The organism is Leifsonia sp. Root1293 (genome assembly GCF_001425325.1).
GTDB lineage: Bacteria > Actinomycetota > Actinomycetes > Actinomycetales > Microbacteriaceae > Orlajensenia.
In genome coordinates, this window is record NZ_LMEH01000001.1 from 1,405,275 (window position 1) to 1,429,921 (window position 24,647).

The 24,647-nt window shown below is 69.7% G+C and carries 26 protein-coding genes and 1 riboswitch; of the genes, 10 read left to right on the top strand and 16 right to left on the bottom strand.

Translation table 11 applies throughout. The features are described 5' to 3' along the window. Positions 1–21: 21 nt before the first annotated feature. Positions 22–1,143 carry a glycine cleavage system aminomethyltransferase GcvT gene (gene gcvT / locus ASC59_RS06525; protein ID WP_055819802.1) on the bottom strand — a complete coding sequence of 374 codons (1,122 nt, stop codon included), beginning with the start codon at positions 1,141–1,143 and terminating at the stop codon, positions 22–24. A gap of 151 nt (positions 1,144–1,294) precedes the next feature. After that, a riboswitch (glycine riboswitch) is annotated at positions 1,295–1,382 on the bottom strand. 57 nt (positions 1,383–1,439) lie between these two features. Continuing rightward, entirely contained in the window at positions 1,440–2,108 is a 669-nt protein-coding gene (locus tag ASC59_RS06530) for a DUF1294 domain-containing protein (protein ID WP_055819805.1), read from the bottom strand. 138 nt (positions 2,109–2,246) lie between these two features. On the opposite strand from ASC59_RS06530, the gene ASC59_RS06535 reads away from it, so the two are divergent. From ASC59_RS06535 to ASC59_RS06555, 5 genes are read left to right on the top strand one after another with little or no spacing between them, the layout of a single operon-like run. Further along, positions 2,247–3,035, top strand: a complete 789-nt coding sequence (locus tag ASC59_RS06535) for an NUDIX hydrolase (RefSeq protein ID WP_055822943.1) — start codon at positions 2,247–2,249, stop codon at positions 3,033–3,035. Continuing rightward, positions 3,032–4,429, top strand: a complete 1,398-nt coding sequence (gene nadA / locus ASC59_RS06540; RefSeq protein WP_082513441.1) for a quinolinate synthase NadA — start codon at positions 3,032–3,034, stop codon at positions 4,427–4,429. Before ASC59_RS06535 ends, nadA begins: the two co-directional genes overlap by 4 nt. Before the next feature lie 2 nt (positions 4,430–4,431). After that, positions 4,432–6,024, top strand: coding sequence for an L-aspartate oxidase (locus ASC59_RS06545; protein ID WP_055819809.1), 1,593 nt, complete (start codon positions 4,432–4,434; stop codon positions 6,022–6,024). After that, a complete protein-coding gene (gene nadC / locus ASC59_RS06550; RefSeq protein ID WP_055819812.1) occupies positions 6,018–6,902 on the top strand; it encodes a carboxylating nicotinate-nucleotide diphosphorylase in 885 nt (294 codons plus the stop codon). The genes ASC59_RS06545 and nadC overlap by 7 nt, the downstream gene beginning before the upstream one ends. After that, complete coding sequence (locus tag ASC59_RS06555; protein ID WP_055819815.1) at positions 6,899–8,041, top strand: cysteine desulfurase family protein; 1,143 nt, start codon at positions 6,899–6,901, stop codon at positions 8,039–8,041. The genes nadC and ASC59_RS06555 overlap by 4 nt, the downstream gene beginning before the upstream one ends. Positions 8,042–8,047: 6 nt before the next feature. Here the strand turns inward: ASC59_RS06555 and ASC59_RS06560 are convergent, their stop codons facing one another. Next, positions 8,048–9,064 carry a magnesium and cobalt transport protein CorA gene (locus ASC59_RS06560; RefSeq protein ID WP_055819818.1) on the bottom strand — a complete coding sequence of 339 codons (1,017 nt, stop codon included), beginning with the start codon at positions 9,062–9,064 and terminating at the stop codon, positions 8,048–8,050. A gap of 222 nt (positions 9,065–9,286) precedes the next feature. On the opposite strand from ASC59_RS06560, the gene ASC59_RS06565 reads away from it, so the two are divergent. Then, complete coding sequence (locus ASC59_RS06565; protein WP_082513442.1) at positions 9,287–10,822, top strand: DHA2 family efflux MFS transporter permease subunit; 1,536 nt, start codon at positions 9,287–9,289, stop codon at positions 10,820–10,822. A 59-nt stretch (positions 10,823–10,881) separates the two neighbouring features. Continuing rightward, positions 10,882–11,013 carry a hypothetical protein gene (locus tag ASC59_RS17700; protein ID WP_268765478.1) on the top strand — a complete coding sequence of 44 codons (132 nt, stop codon included), beginning with the start codon at positions 10,882–10,884 and terminating at the stop codon, positions 11,011–11,013. Here the strand turns inward: ASC59_RS17700 and ASC59_RS06570 are convergent. The 4 genes from ASC59_RS06570 to ASC59_RS06585 all read right to left on the bottom strand — a co-directional run bounded on the left by ASC59_RS06570 (position 10,958) and on the right by ASC59_RS06585 (position 14,647). Continuing rightward, complete coding sequence (locus ASC59_RS06570) at positions 10,958–11,557, bottom strand: RBBP9/YdeN family alpha/beta hydrolase (RefSeq protein WP_082513611.1); 600 nt, start codon at positions 11,555–11,557, stop codon at positions 10,958–10,960. The genes ASC59_RS17700 and ASC59_RS06570 overlap by 56 nt on opposite strands. 108 nt (positions 11,558–11,665) lie before the next feature. Then, positions 11,666–12,061, bottom strand: coding sequence for a ribonuclease E inhibitor RraB (locus ASC59_RS06575; RefSeq protein ID WP_055819824.1), 396 nt, complete (start codon positions 12,059–12,061; stop codon positions 11,666–11,668). A gap of 124 nt (positions 12,062–12,185) precedes the next feature. Further along, positions 12,186–13,850: a VWA domain-containing protein gene (locus tag ASC59_RS06580; protein ID WP_157487937.1), complete on the bottom strand. Its 1,665-nt coding sequence runs from the start codon at positions 13,848–13,850 to the stop codon at positions 12,186–12,188. Between the two features lie 116 nt (positions 13,851–13,966). Beyond that, positions 13,967–14,647: a TetR/AcrR family transcriptional regulator gene (locus tag ASC59_RS06585; protein WP_055819830.1), complete on the bottom strand. Its 681-nt coding sequence runs from the start codon at positions 14,645–14,647 to the stop codon at positions 13,967–13,969. A 96-nt stretch (positions 14,648–14,743) separates the two neighbouring features. Here ASC59_RS06585 and ASC59_RS06590 point away from each other — a divergent pair, with 96 nt between their 5' ends. Continuing rightward, on the top strand, positions 14,744–15,670 hold the full coding sequence (locus ASC59_RS06590; RefSeq protein ID WP_055819834.1) for an SDR family oxidoreductase: 927 nt from the start codon (positions 14,744–14,746) through the stop codon (positions 15,668–15,670). A gap of 4 nt (positions 15,671–15,674) precedes the next feature. On the opposite strand, the gene ASC59_RS06595 is transcribed toward ASC59_RS06590, so the two are convergent. Continuing rightward, positions 15,675–16,133 (bottom strand): DUF4279 domain-containing protein, encoded by a 459-nt coding sequence (locus ASC59_RS06595; protein ID WP_055819837.1) that lies wholly within the window; start codon positions 16,131–16,133, stop codon positions 15,675–15,677. A 1-nt stretch (position 16,134) separates the two neighbouring features. Continuing rightward, the gene (locus tag ASC59_RS06600) at positions 16,135–16,911 is read right to left on the bottom strand and encodes an LON peptidase substrate-binding domain-containing protein (RefSeq protein ID WP_235492598.1); all 777 of its coding nucleotides are present in this window, start codon (positions 16,909–16,911) and stop codon (positions 16,135–16,137) included. Positions 16,912–17,028: 117 nt separating this feature from the next. On the opposite strand from ASC59_RS06600, the gene ASC59_RS06605 reads away from it, so the two are divergent. Then, positions 17,029–17,529 (top strand): tetratricopeptide repeat protein, encoded by a 501-nt coding sequence (locus ASC59_RS06605; protein WP_055819839.1) that lies wholly within the window; start codon positions 17,029–17,031, stop codon positions 17,527–17,529. A 75-nt stretch (positions 17,530–17,604) separates the two neighbouring features. Next, positions 17,605–18,180 (top strand): carboxymuconolactone decarboxylase family protein, encoded by a 576-nt coding sequence (locus ASC59_RS06610; RefSeq protein ID WP_055819841.1) that lies wholly within the window; start codon positions 17,605–17,607, stop codon positions 18,178–18,180. 51 nt (positions 18,181–18,231) lie between these two features. Here the strand turns inward: ASC59_RS06610 and ASC59_RS06615 are convergent, their stop codons facing one another. The 7 genes from ASC59_RS06615 to ASC59_RS06650 form a co-directional block, all read right to left on the bottom strand. Then, positions 18,232–19,092 carry an Fpg/Nei family DNA glycosylase gene (locus ASC59_RS06615; RefSeq protein WP_055819844.1) on the bottom strand — a complete coding sequence of 287 codons (861 nt, stop codon included), beginning with the start codon at positions 19,090–19,092 and terminating at the stop codon, positions 18,232–18,234. Between the two features lie 105 nt (positions 19,093–19,197). After that, positions 19,198–19,680: a nucleoside deaminase gene (locus ASC59_RS06620; protein WP_055819848.1), complete on the bottom strand. Its 483-nt coding sequence runs from the start codon at positions 19,678–19,680 to the stop codon at positions 19,198–19,200. 5 nt (positions 19,681–19,685) lie between these two features. Further along, on the bottom strand, positions 19,686–19,895 hold the full coding sequence (locus tag ASC59_RS06625) for a dodecin (RefSeq protein WP_055819851.1): 210 nt from the start codon (positions 19,893–19,895) through the stop codon (positions 19,686–19,688). 104 nt (positions 19,896–19,999) lie between these two features. Then, positions 20,000–20,191, bottom strand: coding sequence for a hypothetical protein (locus tag ASC59_RS06630; RefSeq protein ID WP_055819854.1), 192 nt, complete (start codon positions 20,189–20,191; stop codon positions 20,000–20,002). Between the two features lie 7 nt (positions 20,192–20,198). Continuing rightward, positions 20,199–21,974: a cell wall-binding repeat-containing protein gene (locus ASC59_RS06635; RefSeq protein WP_157487939.1), complete on the bottom strand. Its 1,776-nt coding sequence runs from the start codon at positions 21,972–21,974 to the stop codon at positions 20,199–20,201. A gap of 239 nt (positions 21,975–22,213) precedes the next feature. Beyond that, positions 22,214–23,089, bottom strand: a complete 876-nt coding sequence (locus ASC59_RS06645; RefSeq protein WP_055819863.1) for a DNA-formamidopyrimidine glycosylase family protein — start codon at positions 23,087–23,089, stop codon at positions 22,214–22,216. A gap of 50 nt (positions 23,090–23,139) precedes the next feature. Further along, a complete protein-coding gene (locus tag ASC59_RS06650) occupies positions 23,140–24,588 on the bottom strand; it encodes a hypothetical protein (RefSeq protein ID WP_055819866.1) in 1,449 nt (482 codons plus the stop codon). Positions 24,589–24,647: the final 59 nt, after the last annotated feature.

Genomic DNA, 24,647 nt, shown 5'->3' on the forward strand with positions numbered 1-24,647 from the left:
CTCGGGGGTGATGATTGCTGGCTACTTCTGGCGCTTGTAGAACGGAAGGGCGACGACGGATGCGGGGATCCGTGTGCCGCGTACATCGATGAACACCGCGCTTCCGACCTCGGAGGACGCGGCATCGACGTAGGCCATGGCGATGGGGTGGCCGAGCGTGGGCGACAGGGCCCCGCTCGTGATCACGCCGACAGGTGCGGCGTCGGGCTCGGAGGACGCGTACACCTCGTAGTCGGCGCGACCCGCGCGCTTGCCGTCGGCCGTCAGCCCGACGAGAACGCGGGCGTCGGCTGACGGACCGGCCTCGATGGCTGCGCGACCGACGAAGTCGCCGTCCTTGGTGAGCGCGACGACGCGGCCGAGACCGGCCTGCACGGGGAAGGTGTCGAGTCCGAGCTCGTGCCCGTAGAGCGGCATGCCCGCTTCGAGGCGCAGGGTGTCGCGGCTGGCGAGGCCGGCCGGCACGAGTCCGTGCTCGGCGCCGGCCTGGGTGATGGCCACCCACAGCCGGGCGGCGGCATCCGTTCGGATGTAGAGCTCGAAGCCGTCCTCGCCTGTGTAGCCCGTGCGGCCGATGAAGACGGGGACGCCCTCGAAGTAGCCCTCGCTCGACCAGTAGTACTTGAGGTCGGCGAGCGGGGTGCCGAGCTCGGTGATCGCCGTGACGGCTTCCAGGATGGTGCGGGCGTTCGGGCCCTGCACGGCGATGAGGGCGATGTCGTCGCTCTGGTCCTCGACGCGCACGTCGAAGTCGGCCGCGCGCTCGGTGAGGGCGGCGGCGGCGGCCTCGCGATTGCCGGCATTGGCGACGACGAGGAACTTCTCCGCGCCCAGGCGGTAGACGACGAGATCGTCGATGATTCCGCCGGATTCGGCCAGCAGCAGGCTGTACTTCGCCTGGCCGACCGCGATGACGCTGAGCTTTCCGGCGAGGGCGTAGTCGAGGTAGGCGGCGGCATCCGGTCCCTCGACGAGGATCTCGGCCATGTGCGAGATGTCGAAGATGCCGGCGGCTGTGCGCACGGCGTGGTGCTCGGCGAGATCGCTGGAGTAGCGCACCGGCATCTGCCAGCCGCCGAAGTCGGTGAAACCGGCACCCGCGGTGACGTGCAGGTCGTGCAGGGGGCTGAGACGATCGGACACGAGTTCTCCAGAGTGTGCGCAGAAGGCGCGACCGAAGTCGCTGGGAACTCCCCCTCTGTCATTGGCCTGAGAGTTTCACCCGGCGCGCGAGGCGCTCGGACTTTCACCGTCGGCGGGATGTCGCGAAGCGACATCCGCTTTTCAGAGCGGCCTCGTTCTTGCGGTGTAGTGACCTGAGAGATTGGCGGGGAGGCTTGCTCCGTCGGTGCCGGCTGATCCGGCTCTCCCGCAAGGCGTCGATGGCCCGATATGCGATTGTGCGGACAGTCTACCGGGTGGACCGGCCGGTCCCGCGATCAGCCACCGACGATCTCCGGGTGCGAGATTGCCCAGATCACCACGATGAAGAAGCAGACGTTCACGACCGCCGTGATCCAGAACTCTGTGCGGAAGCTCCGTTTCGTCGTCTTGTGGCGGAACACCTGCTGCGCCACGATGGCGCCCGGCCAACCTCCGAACAGTCCGAGCGCGAGCAGCGTCACCTCCGGCACCCGTCGGTCTCCGGTGCGGGCCGCCCGCTTGTCCCTCCAGTACATGAGGAGTGCGATGGCGCTCATGACGCCGTACTGCACCCAGATCCAGGTGGGCACACCCCACGAGAGAGCGATGCCGGCCCAGATCGCCCCGAAGAAGAGGCCGGCGACCATGCTCGAGCGGGCTCCCGGTCGGGAGCCGATTCCGCTGGTCATCGACGGTTCGCGCTCCTGCGACCGCACCGAGCTCGTCCGAGTGCTCGACACCTGGGGGACGATCTGCACTCCCGCCGCCCTCGACCGGCCGTCGGGGGCGGCCTCGATCGAGAACCGGATCCCGTCCCCGGTGACAGGTCGGACCGATCGATCGGTGAACGCATTGATGTGCACGAAGAGCGGGCGACTCCCGTCGCGCAGGTCCACGAAGCCGTAGCCCTTTCCGTCGTTCCACGACGAGAGGATTCCGGTGTACTCGAACGTCGTGCGCGCCATAGGCGAGAGCGTATCGGCACGACCGAGCGATGATGCACATTCTTCGATTGGAGTTCGGGTCGAGATGACTGTAAGGTGGGTTCCATGAGTTACGGTCATTCCGACCTTTACTCGAATCGCGACGAACGGATGCGGAAGATGGCCGGATCGGATGCGACACCCGAGCGGGCCGCGGGCGCCGGGAACGATGCCGCCCTCGCCGTGTCGACGGTCATCTTCGCCCTGCGTCCGCACGAGACGACGGGGCGCATGACGCTCTGGATCCCCCTCGTGCGCCGCACGCGGAACCCGCAGAAGGACCTCTGGGCCCTGCCCGGCGGCTGGCTCCCCGTCGACGAGGAGCTCGTGAGCGCTGCCGCGCGCACCCTGGGCGAGACCACGGGCCTCGCCCCGACCTACCTGGAGCAGCTCTACACCTTCGGAGAGTTGGAGCGCTCCCCCGGCCGCCGCGTCGTGTCGGTGGTCTACTGGGCCATGGTGCAGTCCGCCGAGGCCGAGCGCGCCTCGGAGAGCGAGAACGTGCGCTGGTTCGTGGCCGACGAACTGCCGCGGCTCGCCTTCGACCACAACCGCATCATCGACTACGCCCTCTGGCGCCTGCGCACGAAGGTGGAGTACGCCGCCATCGCCCATGCCTTCCTCGGTGCCACCTTCACCCTGGCCGAGCTCCGCGAGGTGCACGAGGCCGTGCTGCAGCGCCACATCGATCCCGCGAACTTCCGGCGCACCGTCGAAGCCTCGGGAACCGTCGTGGCGACGGGCGAGGTCGTCGCGGGCACCAGACACCGCCCGCCGCGGCTCTACCGCTACGACGCGTCCATCGACCTCGCCGACCGCGGACCCCTCGGTCCCGAGTCGGTCGCAGGGGCAGAGGCCGCCGGCAGAACCTCCACTCCGTCCGTTCCACACACAGGAGAACAGCGATGACACTCTCGCGCATCGAGTTCGGCGGGGCATCGGTCGATGCATCCGTCGACCGCACCATCCAGCTGGTCCAGGCCGGTCGGGCCGAGGGAAGCACCTGCTCCCCCGATCTCGCCGCCGGACCGTGGGAGTTCGACGCCGGCCCCCTCGGCTACGGCCCCGGATCATCGATGGGCGACGTGATCCCCGTCGGCTCGCCGCGACAGGGCGAGCTGCCCGCCGTCTACCGCACGGCATCCGCTGATGAGCTCGATGCCCGCATCCGTGCCGCCAAGGCCACCCTCGGCGAGCGCGTCGTCATCCTGGGGCATTTCTACCAGCGCGACGAGGTCGTCGCCTACGCGGACTTCGTGGGCGACTCGTTTCAGTTGGCAAATGCGGCCAAGTCGAAGCCCGACGCGGAGGCCATCATCTTCTGCGGCGTGCACTTCATGGCCGAGACCGCCGACCTGCTGTCTCGTCCGGAGCAGGCGGTCATCCTGCCGAACCTCGCCGCCGGCTGCTCGATGGCCGACATGGCCGACATCGACTCGGTGCAGGAGTGCTGGGAGCAGCTCGAGGCCCTGTACGGCACGGAGCCGGATGCCGACGGCCGGGTTCCCGTCATCCCGGTGACGTACATGAACTCGTCGGCAGCCCTCAAGGGCTTCTGCGGCGAGCACGGCGGCATCGTCTGCACCTCCTCGAACGCCGAAACCGTGCTGGCGTGGGCATTCGAGCGCGGTCAGCGGGTGCTGTTCTTCCCCGACCAGCACCTCGGCCGCAACACCGCGAAGGCCATGGGGGTGTCCCTCGACCGGATGCCGATGTGGAACCCGCGCAAGGCCCTCGGCGGCTCGAGCGCGACCGACCTGCTCGACGCCCAGGTCATCCTGTGGCACGGCTTCTGCAGCGTGCACCGCAGATTCACCGTCGACCAGATCGCGCAGGCCCGCATCGATCACCCCGACGTGCGCGTGATCGTGCACCCCGAGTGCCCGATGGCGGTGGTCGATGCAGCAGACGAGTACGGCTCGACGGACTACATCACCAAGGCCATCGCGGCTGCCCCGGCCGGCTCGACCTTCGCCATCGGCACCGAGATCAATCTGGTCCAGCGCCTCGCGGCGCAGTACCCGCAGCACACCATCTTCTGCCTGGACCCGGTGATCTGCCCCTGCTCCACGATGTACCGCATCCACCCCGGCTACCTGGGCTGGGTGCTCGAGGCCCTCGTCGGCTCCGCTGGGCGTCCCGCCGAGGTGCTCAACCGCATCACGGTGGGCGACGACGTCGCCGCTCCGGCACGCGTCGCCCTCGAACGGATGCTCGCCGCCAGGCCGCCGGCATCCGGTGGCGGATCGGCATCCGTCGCGGCTCCGACTCCTGCCCCGGCAGCCCCGGTCGTCGGAGCCTGATCATGCACGTGCTGGTGATCGGCAGCGGCCTCGCGGGGCTGTTCGCGGCTGTGCGCGCCACGGATGCCGGCCATGCCGTCACGCTCGTGACGAAGGGCGCCCTGGCGGAGAGCAACACCGCCTACGCCCAGGGCGGCATCGCTGCGGCGCTGTTCCCCGACGACTCGGCTGATGCCCACCTTCTCGACACGCTGAGCGCCGGTGACGGCCTCTGCGATGTGGACGCCGCCCGCGTGCTCGTCGAGGAGGGACCAGCACGGGTGCGCGACCTCATCCGGTTCGGCGTCGCATTCGACGGCGATGCGTCTGGCTCCGGCCTGGCGCGTGGACTGGAGGCCGCACACCGCCGGGCCAGGGTGCTGCACGCCGGAGGAGATGCGACGGGCTCGGCCATCGAACGCGCCCTGATCTCGACGGTGCGCCAGCGCGCCGCCGTCGTGCACGAGTACACGATGCTCGTCGACCTGCTGACGGATGCCGGCACCGTGGTGGGCGCCCTGGTGCAGGGGCCGGCCGGAATCGGGCCGCAGCCGCTGTCGCGCTGGGAGATCCGGGCGGATGCCGTCATCCTGGCGACCGGCGGTGCCGGGCAGCTGTACAGGCACACCACCAATCCGGCGGTCGCGACAGGCGACGGAGCCGCCGCTGCCTGGCGGGCCGGGGCGCGCATGGCGGACCTCGAGTTCCTCCAGTTCCACCCGACCGCCCTGGCCGTGCCGGGCACGCCGCTCGTCTCGGAGGCCGTCCGTGGCGAGGGCGCCGTGCTGCGCAACGCCCACGGCGAGCGCTTCATGCTCGACGTGCATCCGCTCGCCGAGCTCGCTCCCCGAGACGTCGTCGCCCGGGCCATCGCGGTCGAGATGGCCGCGCAGGGCGGGGAGCCGGTGCTTCTCGACGCCACCGCCATCGGACGCGGGGCACTCGAGGCGCGGTTCCCGACGATCACGGCGGCCTGCCGGGCGACCGGCTACGACTGGGCGGTGCAGCCGGTTCCGGTCTCTCCTGCCGCTCACTACTGGATGGGCGGCGTCGCGACGGACAGCTGGGGACGCACGTCGCTCGCCGGCCTCCACGCCGTCGGGGAGGTCGCCTGCACGGGGGTTCACGGCGCCAACAGGCTGGCATCGAATTCTCTGCTCGAGGCGGCGGTCTTCGCCGATCGGGCCGTGCGCGATCTCGGGACCGCCTCCGACGTCACCCCTCCTGGAAAGCGAGGACTTTCCGAGCCGGAGGTGCCCTCTTCGCACGCCCCGGACGGCGTGTCGGCCGAAATCTCCTCGCTTTCCAGCCCCGACGCCGGCCTCCGCCGGTCGGTGCAGGCGCTCCTCTGGGAGCATGCCGGCGTGCTGCGCTCCGGCGACGGCCTGCGGCAGGCCCGAGACGCCCTCGCCGCGCTCTCCAGACCCGACACCGCTGCGACGCGAACGGGATCAGTTCTCGAGGATGCCAACCTGCTCGACCTCGCCCGTCTCATCGTCGACGCCGCTCTCGCCCGCGAGGAATCGCGCGGCGCCCACTTCCGCACCGACTTCCCCGTCGCGAACCCGCAGCTCGCGGTTCGTGCACCCCTCCGAGAGGACTCGCTCGCATGCTGACCCCCGCCGCCATCGACCGCATCGTGGCCGCAGCCCTCGAGGAGGACGCCCCGTGGGGCGACATCACCTCCGCCACCCTCATTCCGGAGACCGCGACGGCCACGGCCCAGCTGGTGGCGCGCGAGCCCGGGGTCTTCAGCGGAGCCCGCGTGTTCGAGGCGGCGTTCCGGCTCACCGACCCGCGGGTGTCGGTGGCGCTCACGGCATCAGACGGCGAATCCTTCGACACCGGCGCGGTGCTGGCGGAGGTCACGGGCCCCGCGCGCGGCATCCTGCAGGCCGAACGGATCGGTCTCAACTTCGTGCAGCGCATGGCCGGCATCGCCACCCTCACCGCCCGCTACGTCGCCGAGACCGCCGGCACCGATGCCCGCATCGTCGACACCCGCAAGACGACGCCGGGCCTGCGGGTGCTCGAGCGGCAGGCCGTGCGCGACGGCGGCGGCCGCAACCACCGGCATTCGCTCTCCGACGCCGTGATGGCGAAGGACAACCACCTCGCCGTGCTCACCGCCGGTGGACTGTCGGTGACGGATGCGCTGCTCGCCGTTCGCGCCGCCCTGTCGCACACGACGCACCTCGAGGTCGAAGTCGATCGCATCGACCAGATCGAGCCCGTGCTCGCGGCCGGGATCGACACGATCATGCTCGACAACTTCTCTCCCGAGCTGCTCCGGCAGGGCGTGGCGCTGGTGGGCGGCCGTGCCATCGTCGAGGCCAGCGGCGGCGTCACCCTCGACACGGTGCGGGCGATCGCCGCCACCGGCGTCGACGTCATCTCGGTCGGCGCGCTCACGCACTCGGTTCGCTCCCTCGACCTCGGGCTCGACGTCGTGATCGAGACGCCAGCACCGGGATCGACTCCGGCGACGCCGTGATCTATCTCGACAACGCCGCGACGACCCCCGTGCGCCGGGAGGCGATCGAAGCGATGTGGCCCTTCCTCACCGGCGACTTCGGCAACGCATCGAGCGTGCATTCCTTGGGCGCTCGTGCAGCGGACGCCCTCCGCGGCGCGCGCGCAGAGCTGGCCCGGGTGACTGGAGCTCGAGCGGGGGACGTCATCTTCACCTCGGGCGGTACCGAGGCCGACAACCTGGCGATCAAGGGCATCGCCCTCGCCTCGCCTCGCGGTCGGCACATCATCACGACGGCCATCGAGCACGAGGCCGTTCTCGAGTCGGTGGCCCACCTCGAGCGCGTGCACGGCTTCGACATCACAGTGCTGCCCGTCGACGATGCCGGCCTCGTGTCGCCGGATGCCCTCCGAAGCGCTCTGCGCGCGGATACCACCCTGGTCAGCATCCAGTACGCCAACAACGAGATCGGCACGGTGCAGCCGATCGCCGAACTCGCCGCCATCGCCGCAGCCCGCGGCGTCCCGTTCCACACCGATGCCGTCCAGGCCGCCGGATGGCTCCCCCTCCGCCTCGACGACCTCGGCGTCGACGCCCTCTCGCTCGCCGGCCACAAGGTGGGAGCGCCCAAGGGCATCGGGGCTCTCCTCGTGCGCGGCCGCATCCCCCTCGAACCCGTGCTGCACGGCGGCGGCCAGGAGCGCGGCCGCCGCAGCGGCACCGAGAACGTCGCCGGTGCCGTGGCCTTCGCCACGGCACTGCGTCTGGCGGAGTCCGAGCGTGCGGATGCCGCGGCCAGGGCGACGGCGCTCCGAGAGGATTTCATCGCCGCCGTGCTCGCGTCGGTTCCCGCTGCTCGGCTCACCGGCGACGCCGCGCGCCGGCTGCCCGGGACGGCCTCGTTCGTCTTCCCGGGCACGAGCGGCGAGGCTGTCCTGCTCGAACTGGAGAAGCGCGACGTCGTGTGCTCGAGCGGATCGGCCTGCGCGGCCGGCAGCGACGAGGCCTCGCACGTTCTCCTGGCGGTCGGGCTCGACACCGAGGTGGCTCAGACCGCCGTGCGCTTCACCCTGGCGGGCACGACGACGGCCGATGACCTGGCGGCCGCGGCCGCGGCCACCGTGCAGGCGGTCGCCGCGGTGTCCGGCATCCGGAGCTGAATCGGCCTAGAGCCAGCCTCGCTTTTTGAAGACCTTGTACAGGCCGAACCCCATGCCCACCATGAGCAGCAGCGCGAACGGGTAGCCCCAGGTCCAGTGCAGCTCGGGCATGTGATCGAAGTTCATCCCGTAGACGGTGCCCACCAGGGTCGGTGCGAACAGGATCGCGGCCCAGCTGGAGATCTTCTTCACCTCTTCGCTTTGGGCGATGTTGGTCTCGGAGAGATTGCGCATCTCGTCGTTCTGGCGCTGGCCCACGAGGGTCAGCTGCACCGTGAGCGCGTTCTGCAGCAGCTGGCGGTAGCTGTCGCCGCGGTCGATGATGCGCAGCACATGGTCGTTCACGTCGCGCAGGTGCCGCTGCAGCTCGAGGTCGACTCCGTACTTCTCCGATCCGGCCTGCAGCCCGGCCAGCATGCCGACGAGAGGCTGCGTCGCCCGCTGGAACTTGATCACCTCGCCCGAGAGGTCGTAGATGCGCCGGGAGACTGCGGGGTCTCCGTCGAAGATCTGGTCCTCGATCTCGTCGATGTCGTTCTCGAGTCCGGCCATGACCGGCGTGTACTCGTCGACCACCTCGTCGAGGATCGCGTACAGCACGGCCTCCGGTCCCTGGGCGAGAAGGTCGGGTGCAGCCTCGAGACGGTGTCGCACCGCGGCGAGGTCTGGGGCCTCCGCGTGGCGGATGCTCACGACGAAGTCCGGTCCGACGAAGATGTGCACCTCGCCGAACTCCACCTCCTCGACCTCATCGAGGTAGCGAGCGGGTCTCAACACCACGAACAGGGTGTCGCCGTAGCGCTCGAGCTTGGCCCGCTGGTGACCCGTCCTGGCGTCCTCGACCGCGAGGTGGTGCAGTCCGAACTCGGCCGCGACAGCGTTGAGCTCGGTCTCACTCGGCCTGTACAACCCGATCCAGGCGAAGCCGCCGAGTTCCGCCTTCGCCTCGAGCGTCAGGTCGAGCGTCTCGGGCGTCGCCGCCCTCTTCCCGTCGACGTAGACGGCATTGTCGATGACGGCCATGGATTCCTTCGGTGCAGCGGGCGGACCGCCTCAGAGTACGCCGCGGTGTCGGCTGCTCGCGGTACCCTCGCGGAACACTCACGGTCGACATCCGGAATTCTTCCTGCGTTCCGGGAATGTCATCGGTTCCCATGCGGTTCGCACTCAGTACACGCGACAGCTGTCCGGACCGATGGCCATCTCGATCGCCCAGCCGAACCTTCCACCGTTAAGGGGATCCCTGTGACCGACAAGACCACCTCCGACGCCGTCGCGCCGAGTAATCTGGCCTCCGGCCACACCGACCAGGGCGCGCAGACCCAGGCGGATGCCGCCAGCGCGACTCGCGCCGGCCGAGAGCGCGGCGTGCTGTGGGTGCTGCTCGTCGCCACCTTCGTGGTCATCCTGAACGAGACGATCATGAGCGTCGCGATCAAGACGCTCCAGGTCGACCTCGGCATCGACGCCAGGGCGGCGCAGTGGCTCTCCACCTCGTTCATGCTCACGATGGCCATCGTTATCCCCGTGACGGGCTTCCTGCTGCAGCGCTTCACCACCAGGTCGATGTTCATCACGGCGATGACGCTGTTCTCCCTCGGCACGCTGCTCGCCGGTCTCGCACCCGGATTCGAGGTGCTCCTCGCGGCCCGCATCATCCAGGCCACGGGAACGGCCATCATGATGCCGCTCCTGATGACGACGATCATGACCGTCGTGCCCTCCGCGGAGCGTGGCAAGACCATGGGCAACGTCTCGATCGTCATCTCGGTCGCTCCGGCGATCGGTCCGATCATCTCGGGCGTCGTGCTCTCGCTGCTGAGCTGGCGCTGGATGTTCTGGATCGTGCTGCCCATCGCCCTCGCGATGCTCCTCCTGGGCTTCCGTCGACTGCAGAACGTCGGCGAGACGCGCAAGGCTCCCATCGACACGCTCTCGGTGGTGCTCTCGGCCTTCGGCTTCGGCGGTCTCGTCTACGGCCTGAGCCGTATCGGCGAGGCGCCGGCCGCGGGTGCGGACGCCGCCATGGCCGCCATGCCCATGTGGGTCTCGCTCGGCATCGGCGCCGTGTCGCTGGCGGCGTTCATCATCCGTCAGCTCCTGCTGCAGCGTCGCGACCGTGCGCTGCTCGACCTGCGCGTGTTCCGGTCGTCGACCTTCACCTTCTCGGTGACGATGATGGCCGTCAGCATGATGGCCCTGTTCGGCACGATCATCGTGCTGCCCATCTACATGCAGCAGGTGCTCGGCCTGCCCACCTGGCAGATCGGCCTCATCCTGCTTCCCGGCGGCCTCGTCATGGGCCTGCTCGCACCTCTCGTCGGACGCCTGTACGACAAGGTCGGCCCCCGCGTGCTGCTCGTCCCCGGGGCGATCGTCGTGAGCGCAGTGCTCTGGGCGCTCACCACCGTGTCCGAGGACACCTCGCCCATGTTCGTCCTCGCTGCCCACATCACCCTGAGCGTGGGGCTGGCGTTCCTGTTCACACCGCTGTTCACCGCCGGCCTCGGTTCTGTTCAGCCGCGCCTGTACTCGCACGGCAGCGCGGTCATCGGCACAGTGCAGCAGGTCGCCGGTGCCACCGGAACCGCACTGTTCATCACGCTCATGGCCACGCAGACGGCCTCGCTCACCGCGGCAGGCGAGGCTCCGAATGCTGCTGCTGCCGGTGGAGTGCAGGCGGCGTTCCTCGCCGGAGCCATCATCTCGATGCTCGGCATCGTCGCGGCACTCTTCATCCGCAAGCCCGTCGACGCCCCCGAGGGCATCATCGCCCACTGACCGGAGGCGGTGCGCAACGGGGTTGACCATGCCCACCGAGGGCTGATTAGGCTGAGATCATGAGCGACAACACTGCTGCAGACCGCGAGGAACTGGACCGCGAGGAGGAGGAGGTCTCCCCCGAGCCCGAGATCCTCAAGGAGTGGCTGCCTGACGCTGAGCCCTCCGACGGTCCGGCGCCGGCTCCCTGAGCACCGCCTCGGCGAACGCATCCACCAGGGCTCGGCCAACGGGCCAGTCCGCCAGACCGCTCGCGCCGTTGATGTGCCCCAGCGCGCCCGCCACAACGGGCTCCGCCTTCCAACGCCGGGCCAGCTCGGCCGCCGCATCCGGTGAGCAGTAGGGATCGTCGCTGCTGAGGATCAGCAGCAGGGGAACGGATACCGCCCCTCTGGCGATGCCGATGAAGCTCGGGCACCGCTCCGGGAAGATGTCGATCGCCTCATCGGGCGGCGCGACGAGCACGGCGCCGGCGACGCCGGCGGGGTGTGCCCTGCCCAGCCACTCGACGGCGGCGATGCAGCCCAGACTGTGAGCGACGAGAAGGACAGCGCCGGCTTCGGACTCCAGCGCGCTGTCGACGGCGTCATCGAGAGCCCTCATCCAGTCCTCGAGTTCGGGACTCGTCCAGGACCCGGGCGCGATGCTTCGGATCTGCGGGTCGTCCCCCGCCCACAGGGTCTGCCAATGCTGCTCGCCCGATCCGTCGATGCCCGGCACCATAACGATGTTCATGGTCATCAACTCTGCCAGCGTGGGCATGGCGGGACCGCTGGCGAAGCGTCATCCTTCGTCGACAAGCCGCCACGACGCATCGTGGCGGCTTCTCACCTCATCGGCCCGTCAGGACCAGTGGATCTCCTCGGGAGTGTCGGGGATGTGCACGAGGGGTCTGCGCGCTGTCACGACGGGAGCACCCCACCCGTCGTAGTCGCCGGAGTGGGCATCGACGATGGCGGTGACGGCGCGCACGAAGTACCGGGCGCTCTCCTCGTCGACGGCGTCGAGCCGCACGGCGCACATCACGTGCGAACTGCTCGTCGACATCGTTGAGCAGCGGAACGACAGCCGCTCCAGCTCGGCGACCGCCGCCTGGGCGTCGTCGTCCGTCGGGAAAGAGGCGAAATGTTCGACCTCGCGGAGCCGGGACAGGTCGTCGCCGAGGATACGGCGATTGTCGATCTGCGTGCGATCGACTGCGAACTGAGAGGCGAGACGTCGGGTGTACTCGTCGGTCATTCGTTGATCCCTTCTGTGACCATTAGTGGTCACAGTACCGACTCCCCCGTTCGGGGCGCATCCTCTCTTCACAGCTCTCAGCGGTCTCGAAGAAAAGACCCTGATCGACGCTGAGAAAAATCGGTCAGCAGTCGGGACGGCAGGAGCGCTGCGACAACGCGTCCACCAGCACATCGCCCAGATCCTCCGGCTTGGTGGCCGAGTACGCGGCCCCTCCCGTCGCCTTCGCGATCTTCGTCATCGCGTCGAGGTCGGTGTCGGGTCCGAAGCCGATCATGATGACGGGCACCGGCTTGTCGGGATCGGCCTGTTCCTCGAGCTGGGCGAGAAGGTCGTCGAGGGTGATCCCGTTCTCGTCCTCGTTCCTGCCGTCGGTGATCACCAGCAGCGAATTCACCTTCGAGGCGTCGTACCCGTCGCGCACGTTCTTCACGCCGGCGAGAGTGGTGTCGTAGAGACCGGTCGCGCCTCCCAGTCGATCGGGGAGCGAACCGATAATGCCGGCGATCTGTTCGCTGTGCGCAGCGTCGCCGAGTGGGGCGATGGGCGCGAGGTCCTCCCAGTCCTTCTCTCCGTCGCGCTGGGTCGAGAACACCCAGACACCGAGCTCGACCTCGCCCGAGAACTTCTGCAGGGCACCGGATGCGGCCTGCTGGAAGATGTCGATGCGCCGGAGTCCGCTCTCCGAGGGCTCCTCCATCGAGCCGGACACGTCGATCGCGGCCAGCATCCGCGACCGCAGGTTGAGCACCCCCCAGCTGCGCAGGATGCTGAGCTGGGAGGCACCGTCGGCTCCAGCCATGAGCACGACGGGCTGGGCCACGACGCCAGGAGCGTCGATCACGCCGGTGCCGTCGCCCTCGCGAAATCCGCCGGCCGTGATCGCGTCACCCGAGGCGTGGACCGCCTCCTCGAAGGAGGCGATGAGCTCATCGAGCTTCTCGTCACCGGTCGACTCCCCGCCGACGCGCACGAAGGGGAAGCCGACTCCCGTGGTGCCATCGCTCGGATAGATCGCCAGGAACTGGTCGCTGTCCGGCGCGGAGTTCGTGGACGCCACGGCCTGCTCGGTGGTCACGACGACGGTCGGGGTCGAGGCCGACTCCGCCGAGACGAGAGCGGCGTCCAGCGACCGCGGGATCGTCCTGCCGAGAGCGATCATCGCTCCGGCGAACGGGCGGGCGTCGTCGCCTGGAGCATGCGCTCCGAGCGCCCCGAGCGCGGCGAGACTCGCCCCACTGCCCTCGGGGTCGGGGAGCAGTGCCGACACCGACCCGTCGAGGATCGACGACCATCCGACGGGCTGTTCCGCGAAGGCCGCCGATTGCGCGGCCGGCGCTGCGAAGACGACGGGCGTCGTGGCGACGGCATCACCGAAGGCGGCGGTCGGCGCCGGCCGCCCCAGCGAGGCGGCCGTCGCATCGGTGCGCGTTCGCCACGCGGCGGAATCCGGGACCCAGATGTCGGCGTGCACATCGTTTCCCGCCGCCAGCACCGATGCGGTGTCTGCAGAGGCCTGGGGCTTCACCGTGGTCTGCGTGCACGGGTGGGCGGCATCGAACTCGGCCGCGATGCCGGCCATGACCGGGGCTATGGCCGGGTCGGCGACGACGGCCAGAGGGCGCACGGTGTCGCAGGACGGTGTCGACGCGCCGGTGGGGATGATCCCCCCGAGCGAGCCGCTCGCCCACGCGATGCCGCCACCGGCCACCAGGCACACGGCGACGAGCGCAGCGACGGAACCCCAGATCAGCCCCGGACGGCGTCGCTTGACTGTGTGACGTCCCACGATCACTCCATTGTCGATACGTGGCCGTCAGCAGCCAGGGTTCGTTGAGATGTGGTGACCCCCGAGAGAGGGCCGACGTCAGTGTATCCGACAGGTTCAGAAGCGCAAGAGGCCGCTCAGTCGAGGTGCGGTGCCCGTTCGCGCAGACCCGTGATGAGAGTCGCGACCAGCTCACGGATGCCGACTCCCAGGTCGATGCGCATGGCCGCGAGCGCCGGATCGGCGGCGTAGGCCTCCGCCATGGCCGGGGACGGCTGCGAGGCCGCCCACAGTCCGCCGATGACGATGACCGTGCCCCCGGCGAACGCCAGGGCGGCAGCATCGCCGTTCTCCCCCAGCGCCGGCCGGGCGAACTGCGCCAGCTGGTGCGCCGTGTCGATGGAGGAGTGCTTGTAGGCGGCAGCGGCCTGCACCGAGACGTTCCGTTCGAGCACGACGGCGGCACTGGCGCACAGGTCGCAGAAGACCGGACGCGCCACCGCGGTCGTGGCGATCATGGTGGCGAGGCCGTCGACAGAAGCGGCCCCGCGCGGATCCGCATCCGCCAGCGCACCCAGGTCTGCGAGCCAGGCGCGGAATTCGCGGTCGTACAACTCGAGCAGCACGGCCTCACGGGAGTCGAAGTAGCGCAGCACGTTCGACTTCGCGAGGCCGACCCGGTGAGCGAGCGCGGTGAGGCTCAACTCCGGCACACGGGATTCGGCGAGGATGCCGGCCGCCGCGTCCAGGATGGCCTGGCGGCGCTCTGCGCGCTGCTCGTCGCTGCGCGCCCTGTGGAACGGAGCAGAGAAGGTCATCCTGAGTCTTTCCTCACCATCGGAGATAACAGAACTGCGGTCTGTTATCGTGGCCTCGAAGAGACCACCGGTCTATTATCTCGCGAAGGAGTCTCCATGTACACGGTGCCCGACCAGTCCGGACGCCTCGTCGTCGTCACCGGCGCGAACAGCGGAACCGGAAGGGAGGCCACGAGACGCCTCGCCGCCGCCGGAGCGCACGTCGTCATGGCCGTGCGCACGATCGAGAAGGGAGAGGCCGCCCGTTCCGAGATCCTGGAGCAGCACCCCGAGGCGAGCCTCGAAGTCCGGCACATCGACCTCTCCGAGCTGGCCACGGTGCGGACCTTCGCCGACTCGCTCCTCGCCGATGGCCGGCCTCTCGACATCCTCGTCAACAATGCCGGCGTGATGGCACCGCCGAAGCGGATGGAGACCCGCGATGGCTTCGAACTGCAGTTCGGCTCCAACTTCCTGGGTCCGTTCGCGCTGACGAACCTGCTCCTGCCGCTCGTGCTCGAGTCGGGGCATCCGCGGGTCGCCACCATGACCAGCGGAGTGGCCAACGCCGGGCGGATTCACTTCGACGACCTGCAGTACGTCGACCGTCGTTATGTGCCGATGCTCGCGTACGCGCAGTCGAAGCTCGCGAACATGCTCGCCGCCCAGCACCTCGCTCGAGTGTCGGACGAACGGGGATGGAAGCTGATCAGCACCTTCGCGCACCCGGGGTTCACCCGCACGAACCTGCAGAGCGCGGGCGCAAACCTGGGCCGCGAGACACCGCGGCGGTCGCCCCTGTCCGGGGAGCACACCATCGTGCCATCGCAGGGCGTCGAGCAGGGGACCGAGCCGCTGCTGTTCGCCGCGACCTACCCGTATGCGTCGCAGGGGAGCTACTACGGCCCCGACCGGCTGGGTCTCGTCGGCCCCACCAAGCGGGTCGACCCGCCGCGCTCCGCTCGCGGTGTCGACCTGGCAGCCTCGCTCTGGAGCGTGGCGGAGTCGCTCACCGGCACTCGCCTGCCGGATGCGAAACCATGAGCCTCTAGAGCACGGCGTCGATCCCGTCGGCTTCCAGATAGGCGGTGCCGTAGAGATCGCAGCCGATGATGGCGAGGCCGCGCACGAGGTCGGCGTCGAAGACGAACGGCGCCTGCGTGCTCGACGAGATCGCCGACCACCAGATGCGCAGTTCGTAGTCGGCGCGCAGTGTCTCGAGTTGCCCCTGCTTCTCGCGGAACACGTCGACGAGGAGGCGGATGCTGGTGGATCCGGCCGCATCCGCCACTCCACTCCGGGCCGGATCCGCTCGCACGGTGTGCTCCCAGAGCGAGTGGGTGTACTGCGTCGGCGAATGACTGCCGGCCCGGCGTGAGCGGGAGCGTCGGCGGGTATCGCCGATCTCATGGATGGACGTGGGCTCAACGCCGAGGGCGGCGGTCACCGCCGCCGCGCTCAGATGGTCGGAGTAGATCGCGAGCGTCGCGATGTCGTCAGTCGGCATGTCATCCCCCCAGCCCGTAGCGGCCCCCGCCACCCCGGTCGTCGTCATCGTCGTCATCGTCGTCGGGTTCACCGAACGCGTCATCGTCATCGTCATCGTCATCGCCGATGTCCCCGGCATCCGTCACCGGATCGAGCCAGTCGGGGGCGACGATCTCCGCAGCCGCCTCGGTGAGCTCGACCAGGGACGCCAGGAGCGCTGCGAAGCTCGTGGACCTCAGCAGGGCGACCTGGTCGAGTTCCCCGAGAGGGGCGATCCCGGCGAGCTGCCACGACGCCCGGGCCGGATCGTCGGAGAGCACGACGTCGGCAGACCAGGTCGACTCGACGAACTCGCTCGCCCGCGCGAGGGATCGCCGCACCACCCGTTCCGCGGTGACGAGGGCGTCTCGGTCGTCCTCCGACCACACCAGATCGGGAAGCACGCGCACCTCGGCCACAGGGTGGGGATCCTCCGGCAGCCAGTCGAGAACCTCGATGCGGCTTCCGCCCTGGGCGACCAGGGCCAGCGTGCCGTCGGCCGTTCCCACCTCGGTGACGGACGCGACGGTGCCGACCGAGAACCTGTGCTCTCCCCCGCCCACCTCCTGGCCGCGCTCGATCAGCACCACTCCGAATTCGGCCTGGCCGGTCTCGAGCAGGCGCGAGAGCATCACCAGATACCGCGGTTCGAAGACGCGCAGCAGCAGCGGCATGTGCGGGAAGAGCACGGAACCCAGGGGGAACATCGCCAGCTCGGCCATGAGGCCAGCGAACCACGTCGCGGCCCCGATCGCCATGGATCACCGGCAGGTACACAGGATCGGGGTGCCGCATCCGAGCCACATCCGAGCCGAGGCGGGCAACCCGGACCGGCCGGGGCCGGAGCCGAGGTCCGCGTTCGTTAGCGTTGGGGCATGACGATCGAGGAATGGGAACAGCAGGTCGCGGAGTTCTGGGCATCGTTCGATGCCGCTCCTCCCGAGAGCGACGAGCAGGCGCACCCGCTCGTCGCCCGACTCGACGCCCTCACAGCCCACTGCCCGGCCGATGACGGTCGCGGGGAGTTCGAGCGCGGCTGCGTTCGCGACTCGACCGGGCGCACCGCCGAGGCGGTCGGGCACTACGTGGCCGGCCTGGCTGCCGGCCTGGACGAGGTGCGCCGGACTCGCACGTTGGTGCAGATGGCCAGCTCGCGCCGGGTGCTCGGCGAGCTCGATGAGGCACTCGAGATCATCACGCAGGCCGATCCGCATGCTCTGGGCGGCGCGCCGGGTGCCGTGCTGGCTCTCGTCCTGCACGATCTCGGCCGGCCGGATGACGCCCTCCGCGTCGCCATCGAGGCCCTCGTCCCGCACCTTCCGCGCTACAGGCGCTCGATGTCGAACTACGCGCGCCTGCTGACGGAGCCCGAGTAGGGGTCGACGACTCTCCCTTCCGCCGGAGGACACTCGGTGCGACGATGGACGGCATCCGTTCGAGGAGGCACGATCATGTCGATCATCCGTACAGTTCCCGACGACGAGGCGACGGGCCGCCTCGCCGAGCTCTACGCCGAGGACATCGACGATCAGGGCTTCGTCGCCACGCACACCCGCGTGATGGCGCTGCATCCCGAGGCCTACGACGCGTGGGAGGCGCTCATCACGGCCATCGGCCGGCCCATGGGCAAGCGGCGCTACGAGTTGGTGACGCTGGCTGCAGCGCGGGGATCGCATTCCCGGCACTGCCGACTGGCACACGGACGACGCTCCGTCACGCTCGGGCTGTTCGACGAGGAGCAGCTCATCCGGATAGCGCGGGACTACAGCGATGCCGACCTCACGGAGGCGGAGGTTGCGATGATGGCCTTCGCCGAGCAGGTGAGCATCGATGCGTCGACCATGACGGATGCGGACAGCCAGCGCCTGCGCGATGTCGGGTTCAGCGACCGCGAGATCCTCGACATCACTCTGGCAGCCGCAGCGCGCAACTACTACAGCCGCGCCATCCAGGCCCTCGCCGTCGAGGTGGACGAGACCCCCGATATCAGCGAGGAGCTGAAGCAGGCGCTGGTCACCGGCCTCTGAGGGATCAGGGCCACGATCGACAGGGCTTCGGGCCGGCGCCGCTGGGGCCGGCTACTTCAGCAGCCGCGACAGGATGCGATCGGCGAGCACCTTGCCGCCGGTCTGGCACGTCGGGCAGTACTGCAGGCTCGAGTCGTGGAAGTTGACGTCGCGCACGGTGTCGCCGCACACCGGGCAGGGCAGCCCGGACCGGGCGTGGACGCGCATGTTGGCCCGCTTGGCGTCCTTCAGCTCGGCCGGCGGCTTGCCGGACGCGACGGCCGCCGCATCCGTCAGCGTCGTGCGCATGGCGCGGTACAGGTGGGCGACGGTCTCCGGGGACATCGTCGCCGCGATCGCGAACGGCGAGAGCTTCGCCACGTGCAGGATCTCGTCGGAGTAGGCGTTCCCGATGCCGGCGATGATCGACTGATCGCGGAGGAGCCCCTTGATCTGGGTGCGGCGACCCCGCAGCACCTCGGCGAACTCGGCTTCGGTGAAATCTTCGGCGAGGGCATCGGGGCCGAGGCGTGCGATGCCGGGAACATCCTCAGGATCGCGCACGACGTAGACGGCGAGGGACTTCTTGCTTCCGGCCTCGGTGAGATCGAAGCCGGAGCCGTCATCGAGGCGCACCCGCAGGGCGATCGGTGATCGGCCGGGCTTGATGGCCGTGGCAGGCACCGTGTCGAACCAGCGCAGCCAGCCCGCGCGGGCGAGATGGAACACCAGATGGGCGGCATCGGTCTCGATGTCGATGAACTTGCCGCGCCGCTCGACCCCTGAGATCGTCGCGCCGGCGAGAGCATCGATGGGCGGTTCGAAGGTCTTGAGCGCCGAGAACGACGTGATGCTCGCCAGGCTGATGGCGTGACCGACGGTCCGCTCAGCCAGGAAGGCGACGAGCGCATGGACCTCGGGCATCTCGGGCACCCGTCCAGTCTGGCCCGACCTGGCGACATTCGGGAGGGGTTGCGCCCGGCCGAGTCCGGCGCCGCACGCCGCGGCCCGCACCAGCCGGCCGCGGCGTGCACCGGATCAGCGGCGCTCCGCAGAGCGCTGCAGCAGCTCCCGCACCTCGGAGGCGAACGGCTCGACGGGACCGTCGACGGCGATTCCGGGGGCGACTGTCGAGATGGGCAGCACCGCGACGGGGCTCGGCGAAGCACCCCACTCAGAACGCCATCCACTGATCTGGGCGGCGGATGCCGCGTAGACGATGCGACCGAGCCCGACCCAGGCGTGCGCCGCCGAACACATCGGGCAGTGCTCGCCCGAGGTGTAGACGACCGCGCTCGCGCGCTGCTCGGGCGCGAGGTTGTTCGCCGCCCAGCGGGCGATCTCGAACTCCGGATGCAGCGTCTCGTCGCCGCCCGAGGTGCGATTGCGGTCCTCGAACAGAACGGTTCCGGCGGCATCCGTCAGGACGGAGCCGAACGGCTCATCGCCGGCCTCCAGCGCTGTACGCGCCAACTCGACCGCCCGGGCCAGCACTCCGCCGTCGGCATCCGTGACCGCCACCGTGGTCAGTCCTCGAGCCTGAAACCGACCTTGAGCGTGACCTGGAAGTGCGCGACGCCTCCATCGGCGACTTCTCCCCGGGTCGAGACCACCTCGAACCAGTCGATGTTGCGCAGCGTCTGCGCGGCTCGGGCGATGCCGTTGCGGATGGCAGTGTCGGTGCTCTCCGGCGAGGTGCCGACGATCTCGGTGACGCGGTAGGTGTGATTGCTCATGATGCTCCCCTCCTCCCGCGACCGCGGCGGTGCGGGGTGATCCGAGGCTACTCCGGAGCGGGCGCCCGGTGGAGCGCAAGTCACCGCGACGTCACGAAAGCCCGTCAGCCGAGGTCGCGACGGATGCCCAGGGCGGCGTCGACGGCATCGCTGATGTCGTCGTAGCTGCATCCACCCGGGCAGTCGTAGTCGATGACGGCGAGACCGGAGTCGCCCATGGTCGGCACGACGGCGACGCCGACGTTCGCCGTCGACGCGCAGCGCGGACAGGCGAGCGTGAGGCGGCGTTCCGTCATGGCAGCATCAGCCGATCTTGATTCCCTGGAGCGACATGAACGGAACCGGGTCGGTCTGAACGCCGTTCCTGTACACCTCGAAGTGCAGGTGGCAGCCTGTCGCGGCGCCCGTCGCGCCCGACCAGGCGATCTGCTGCCCGGCGACCACGAACTGCCCCACACGCACCAGAGTTCCGCCCGTGACGATATGGGCATAGCCGGTGTCGATGCCGTCGCCGTGGGCGATCTTCACGAAGTTGCCGTAGGTGCCGAGGGGCGCTGCATAGCTGACCCGACCACCGGACGCCGCGTAGATCGGCGCCCAGCAACCGGTACCGATGTCCGTGCCGCGGTGGACCGACTGTGAGCATCCGCCCGGCGTGCAGATGGGCTCGCGGGGGCCGAACGATCCGGTGATCCGGCCGGAGGCGGGCTTCGCCCACACCTGAGCGCAAGCCGTGTTCTGCAGCACGGGGTTGCCGACGACGGCTTCTCCGCCGAGGATCACCCGGGAGATCGGCTGCAACTCGTTGATGGCAATGGCTGCCGGCTGCGGTATGCACTGGGCGCGCGTGATGTACAGCGGCGAGCGGAGTCCGCCTGCGAGGGCCGCTCCGGGGAGAGCGTCGGCGAAGTCGGAGCCCGTGGCGATGAAGGCGGTCGCCAAGGGCTGGGTGGGGCTCGTGCGGAAGACGGCATCGTTGATGGCCGCAGCCGTGAGGTACCTATCCTGCCCCTCGTGTCGCTTGACCGCGTAGCCGCGAGAGCTCACCTGGCTCTCGATCGCGTCGCTGACGGCGGCGCTTCCGCCCGCGATGCGCACGGTCTTCACCCCGAGACGCTCGAGAAGGGTGTAGGTGCTCTGGCCCACTCCGGGCAGCACGCCGTCGATGAGGAAGACGGGTGCGCCGAGCTTTCCTGCAGCGGCGGACGCGGCCAAGGCATCGGGGAAGTCGCGTCCGGTGGCGATGAACGCCTCGCGCGATGACCTGAACGCACCGCCTACCAGCAGCTCGCCGGTCTCGTAGCGGCTGGCGCCGCCGAGGCGTTCGATGCTGGGCGTCAGAGTGCTCAGGGTCTTGTACACATCGGCGCTCACGGCGGCCTCTCCACCGGCCACGACTATGCGTGCCGGGGCGAGGCGGACGATCTCGGCCCGCACGACCTCGGGCAGGGCAGCCGTCGGGGTGAGGAGGAGTGGTCCGCCCTGGGCTGCCGCGGCCGCGGCTGCCGACAGGGCGTCGGGGAAGGTCGCTCCGGTCGCGATGTAGAGCACCGGCACGTTCGGGGCGAAGCGTCGCGAGATCGAGACGGCGGTCTCGTAGCGGTCGGCGCCCGAGAGGCGCTGCGCGCCGGGCGCGAACGGCTTGATGACGGTCTGCACGGCCGGCGCGCCTCGGGCGAGCAGCCCGTTCTTCGTCTCGGAGACGGCAGGCGCCGACGGCGTGGGTGTGGGCGTGCTCGAGGGGTCGGCTGTCGGATCCGGAGTCGGCCCGGCAGTCGGCTCGGGCTCGGTTGTCGGCCCCGGATCAGGAGTCGGAGTCGGCTCCGGCTCGGCCGTCGGCTCGGGGCTCGGCTCAGCGGACGGCTCGGGCGCCTGCGTCGGGTCCGTTGAGGAGCCGGGCACCGGGTCGGCCGCTGGCGGCTCGGTCGGCGCGGTCGGCTCGCTCGTCGTGTCGGTCGTCGCGGCGGCATCCGTCGTCGACGAACTCTGGGACGAGCCGGGTGCGATCTCCGCACCGACTGCAGGACCGACCGCTCCGAACCCGATGATGACAGCCGTCGCGATGGCGACGGCGTTCATCCGCACAAGTGAACGCATGATGATGAAACCTCCCCGAGTGGCCGGCGACGTAGGGGAACACCGGGCACTCATCGCAGTGTACGACCCGCTCGCGCGCCACGGCGAGGCCCCTTTTCGAGCCCTGAGCCGTCCCGCGGGCGTGTCGCACGCTGCGGAAGCGGCCCGATCCGCCTAGCCACAGTGGTTTCCATCTGTCACACGGGCACCGGACCGGGGCCGACTCGGGGAGCCGGATGCCGTCACTTGAGCGGCAGAAGCTCGCCTCCGGTTTGGCAGTCGGGGCAGTACTGCGCTGTCGTGCCTGCGAACGTGAAGTCGCGAATCGTGCCTCCGCAGACAGGGCAGGTCTCGCCTGCTCGACCGTGCACGCGCATGGCAGCGACCTTGGTCGCCTTGAGATCGGCGATGGGGACTCCCCGGCGATCGGAGATCGCCCCGGTGATCGTCGCCACGGTGGCCTGGAAGAGGCGGTCGAGCGCGTCGGCGTCGAGGCTCGCAGCATGCGCCACCGGCGACACCTGAGCAGAGTGCAGGATCTCGTCGGAGTAGGCGTTGCCGATTCCGGCGAGCGACTCCTGCTCCTGGAGCACCGCCTTCACCTGCTTGCGTCGACCGACCATGGCCGCATCGAATTCCCGGCGGGAGAATGTCGGATCGGCCGGATCGGGGCCGAGCTTGGCCACCGCCGGCACCTGCGCGGGGTCGTCGACGATCCACAGGCCGAGCGACACCCAGTCGCCGGCATCGGTGAACTCGAGAGCCGAGCCGTCGTCGAAGGTGAGTGTGACGAGCGTCGGGCTCGGCACGGGTGCATCAGCCGGCACCTCGGCGGCCCCCTGCGTCTGCGCCTCACCGGCGGCGACATCCATCGCGCCCCATCGGGCCCACCCGTGCCGGCCGAGGGACACCACGAGGTGCTGGGTCGAGAAGGCGAGGTCGAGGAGCTTGCCGTGACGCACGACACCCGTGACGCTTTCGCCCACGAGCGACTCGGGCGCACGACCTCGGGTCTTGGTGGTGCGGAACTCGAGCACGTCGACGCCCGTGAGCGCATGGCCGACCAGCCTCGTCGCGAGTTCCTCGGCGAGCGCCTGCACCTCCGGTGATTCCGGCATGCAGCCAGCCTTCCACATGGCGCCGACACGCGGCCAGGGTGATTCCGGCGCTACTCCGTCGCGAAGTCGAGCATCGAATCGGCCACGGCGATGACCGACCAGGTGCCGCCCTCGGCGTCGGTCAGCTCGTAGGCCGGCACCACGACGACACTGCCATCCGGCTGCCACTGGCTCGCGAGCCCGAGCCTGGCGCCGACGATGTCGACCCGGGTCACGGGCCACGAGAGCGGCGCCCCGGTCGTCGGCGTCGCCGGCGGCTCGGTCGGCGGAATCCACTCGTCCGCGGCGTCGCTGCCGGCACTGCCCTCTGCAGTCCTCATCAGCGCGACGGGCAGGGCCGACATCCGCGCGCCGAAACGCGGATCGGAGAGCCGTTCGAAGGCCTCCTGCGCACTGACGACCTCGTAGTCGCCCACGGGAACGATCGTGGCCAGCCCTCCGTAGGCGTTGACGATGCCCTCGGTCGCGAGCTCCAGGCTCCAGGGCTGGTCGACGCGCTGACCGTCGACGACCGGCCAGGCCTGGGCGGTGCGGGTGAGCGCGCCCTCCCAGGTCTCGGAGCCGTACTGGAATGCCTCGGGGTCCTGTCCGGTCGCCGCGATCAGCGAGCGCAGCGCCTGGATGGCAGCTTCCTCGCCGGGCACGGTGCCATCGCCCGAGGGAACGCAGGCGCCGGTCTCGTCCGTCTCCGTGCAGTCCCAGGGGTTGATGGTCGGGTTGGAGTACGAGTACGAGAGGGTGCCGTCGAGGGAGACCATGAGTCCGGGGGCTGTCCCATCCTGGCTTCCGACGAACCAGACGCCGTCCTTCAGCTCGGGCACGCCCTCGAGCCCGAACGCTGCAGCGAGAGCCCCGACCGTCTCGGCGTTCGAGGATGCACGCGGATCGAACGCGTATCCTGCGGCCGATCCGCCATCCGTCGACAGGCCGGACGACGTGAAGTCGCTGCGGCCGAAGCCCGACGGGTACATCATGTCGGCCGTGCCTGCCATCTTCCGGCTTCCGGATGGCTCGGGCACGGCGATGCTCGGCGCCGATCCGGCGCCATCGGTCGCCGCGCCCTCCTGCGCACCGGGCGACATGCCCTGCGGCGCTCCCTGGAGGGAGATGGGCGGTGCCGCCCCGTCGGCGAGATTCGAGGTTCCCGCACTCGACGCCCCCACGGCATATCCGGCGGCACCGAAGATCGCGATCGACGCCGCAACGGCCGCGATCGGAATCCACCGCGGCCGCCGCCGCCGGCGCTCCGCACCGAGGTCGGTCACGGGCGCCGGCTCCCCCGCCGGATCGTCCGTGACCGCCTCGGAACCGACAGCACCGGAACGGACAGTCCCCCAACCGGCAGTGACCCCTGTCGACGCGGCGACGACCTCATCCACGAATCCGGCTCGAGGTTCCACCCCTGCCGCCGGGTCGACGGCGCGCAGTCGCGCCACCGGGTCGAGTCCATCGCTGGCATCGAGTCCGGTGTCCGGGTCGAGTCCGTTGTCGTCGTTCATGTCGTTGTGCCTTTCGTGCGTGCGCCTACTCATGTCTATGTGCGGGCGGCGCCCGACCT

What these genes read in the sequence shown, in the direction of transcription:
- ASC59_RS06645 (WP_055819863.1), bottom strand. Translation starts at nt 23,089, where the DNA reads ATGCCGGAATCACCGGAGGTGCAGGCGCTCGCCGAGGAACTCGCGACG.
- ASC59_RS06610 (WP_055819841.1), top strand. Translation starts at nt 17,605, where the DNA reads ATGTCGATCATCCGTACAGTTCCCGACGACGAGGCGACGGGCCGCCTC.
- ASC59_RS06635 (WP_157487939.1), bottom strand. Translation starts at nt 21,974, where the DNA reads ATGAACGCCGTCGCCATCGCGACGGCTGTCATCATCGGGTTCGGAGCG.
- ASC59_RS06625 (WP_055819851.1), bottom strand. Translation starts at nt 19,895, where the DNA reads ATGAGCAATCACACCTACCGCGTCACCGAGATCGTCGGCACCTCGCCG.
- ASC59_RS06605 (WP_055819839.1), top strand. Translation starts at nt 17,029, where the DNA reads ATGACGATCGAGGAATGGGAACAGCAGGTCGCGGAGTTCTGGGCATCG.
- ASC59_RS06585 (WP_055819830.1), bottom strand. Translation starts at nt 14,647, where the DNA reads ATGACCTTCTCTGCTCCGTTCCACAGGGCGCGCAGCGACGAGCAGCGC.
- ASC59_RS06600 (WP_235492598.1), bottom strand. Translation starts at nt 16,911, where the DNA reads ATGGCGATCGGGGCCGCGACGTGGTTCGCTGGCCTCATGGCCGAGCTG.
- ASC59_RS06590 (WP_055819834.1), top strand. Translation starts at nt 14,744, where the DNA reads ATGTACACGGTGCCCGACCAGTCCGGACGCCTCGTCGTCGTCACCGGC.
- ASC59_RS06575 (WP_055819824.1), bottom strand. Translation starts at nt 12,061, where the DNA reads ATGACCGACGAGTACACCCGACGTCTCGCCTCTCAGTTCGCAGTCGAT.
- ASC59_RS06595 (WP_055819837.1), bottom strand. Translation starts at nt 16,133, where the DNA reads ATGCCGACTGACGACATCGCGACGCTCGCGATCTACTCCGACCATCTG.
- ASC59_RS06560 (WP_055819818.1), bottom strand. Translation starts at nt 9,064, where the DNA reads ATGGCCGTCATCGACAATGCCGTCTACGTCGACGGGAAGAGGGCGGCG.
- ASC59_RS06545 (WP_055819809.1), top strand. Translation starts at nt 4,432, where the DNA reads ATGCACGTGCTGGTGATCGGCAGCGGCCTCGCGGGGCTGTTCGCGGCT.
- ASC59_RS06630 (WP_055819854.1), bottom strand. Translation starts at nt 20,191, where the DNA reads ATGACGGAACGCCGCCTCACGCTCGCCTGTCCGCGCTGCGCGTCGACG.
- ASC59_RS17700 (WP_268765478.1), top strand. Translation starts at nt 10,882, where the DNA reads ATGAGCGACAACACTGCTGCAGACCGCGAGGAACTGGACCGCGAGGAG.
- nadC (WP_055819812.1), top strand. Translation starts at nt 6,018, where the DNA reads ATGCTGACCCCCGCCGCCATCGACCGCATCGTGGCCGCAGCCCTCGAG.
- nadA (WP_082513441.1), top strand. Translation starts at nt 3,032, where the DNA reads ATGACACTCTCGCGCATCGAGTTCGGCGGGGCATCGGTCGATGCATCC.
- ASC59_RS06570 (WP_082513611.1), bottom strand. Translation starts at nt 11,557, where the DNA reads ATGAACATCGTTATGGTGCCGGGCATCGACGGATCGGGCGAGCAGCAT.
- ASC59_RS06535 (WP_055822943.1), top strand. Translation starts at nt 2,247, where the DNA reads ATGGCCGGATCGGATGCGACACCCGAGCGGGCCGCGGGCGCCGGGAAC.
- ASC59_RS06530 (WP_055819805.1), bottom strand. Translation starts at nt 2,108, where the DNA reads ATGGCGCGCACGACGTTCGAGTACACCGGAATCCTCTCGTCGTGGAAC.
- ASC59_RS06650 (WP_055819866.1), bottom strand. Translation starts at nt 24,588, where the DNA reads ATGAACGACGACAACGGACTCGACCCGGACACCGGACTCGATGCCAGC.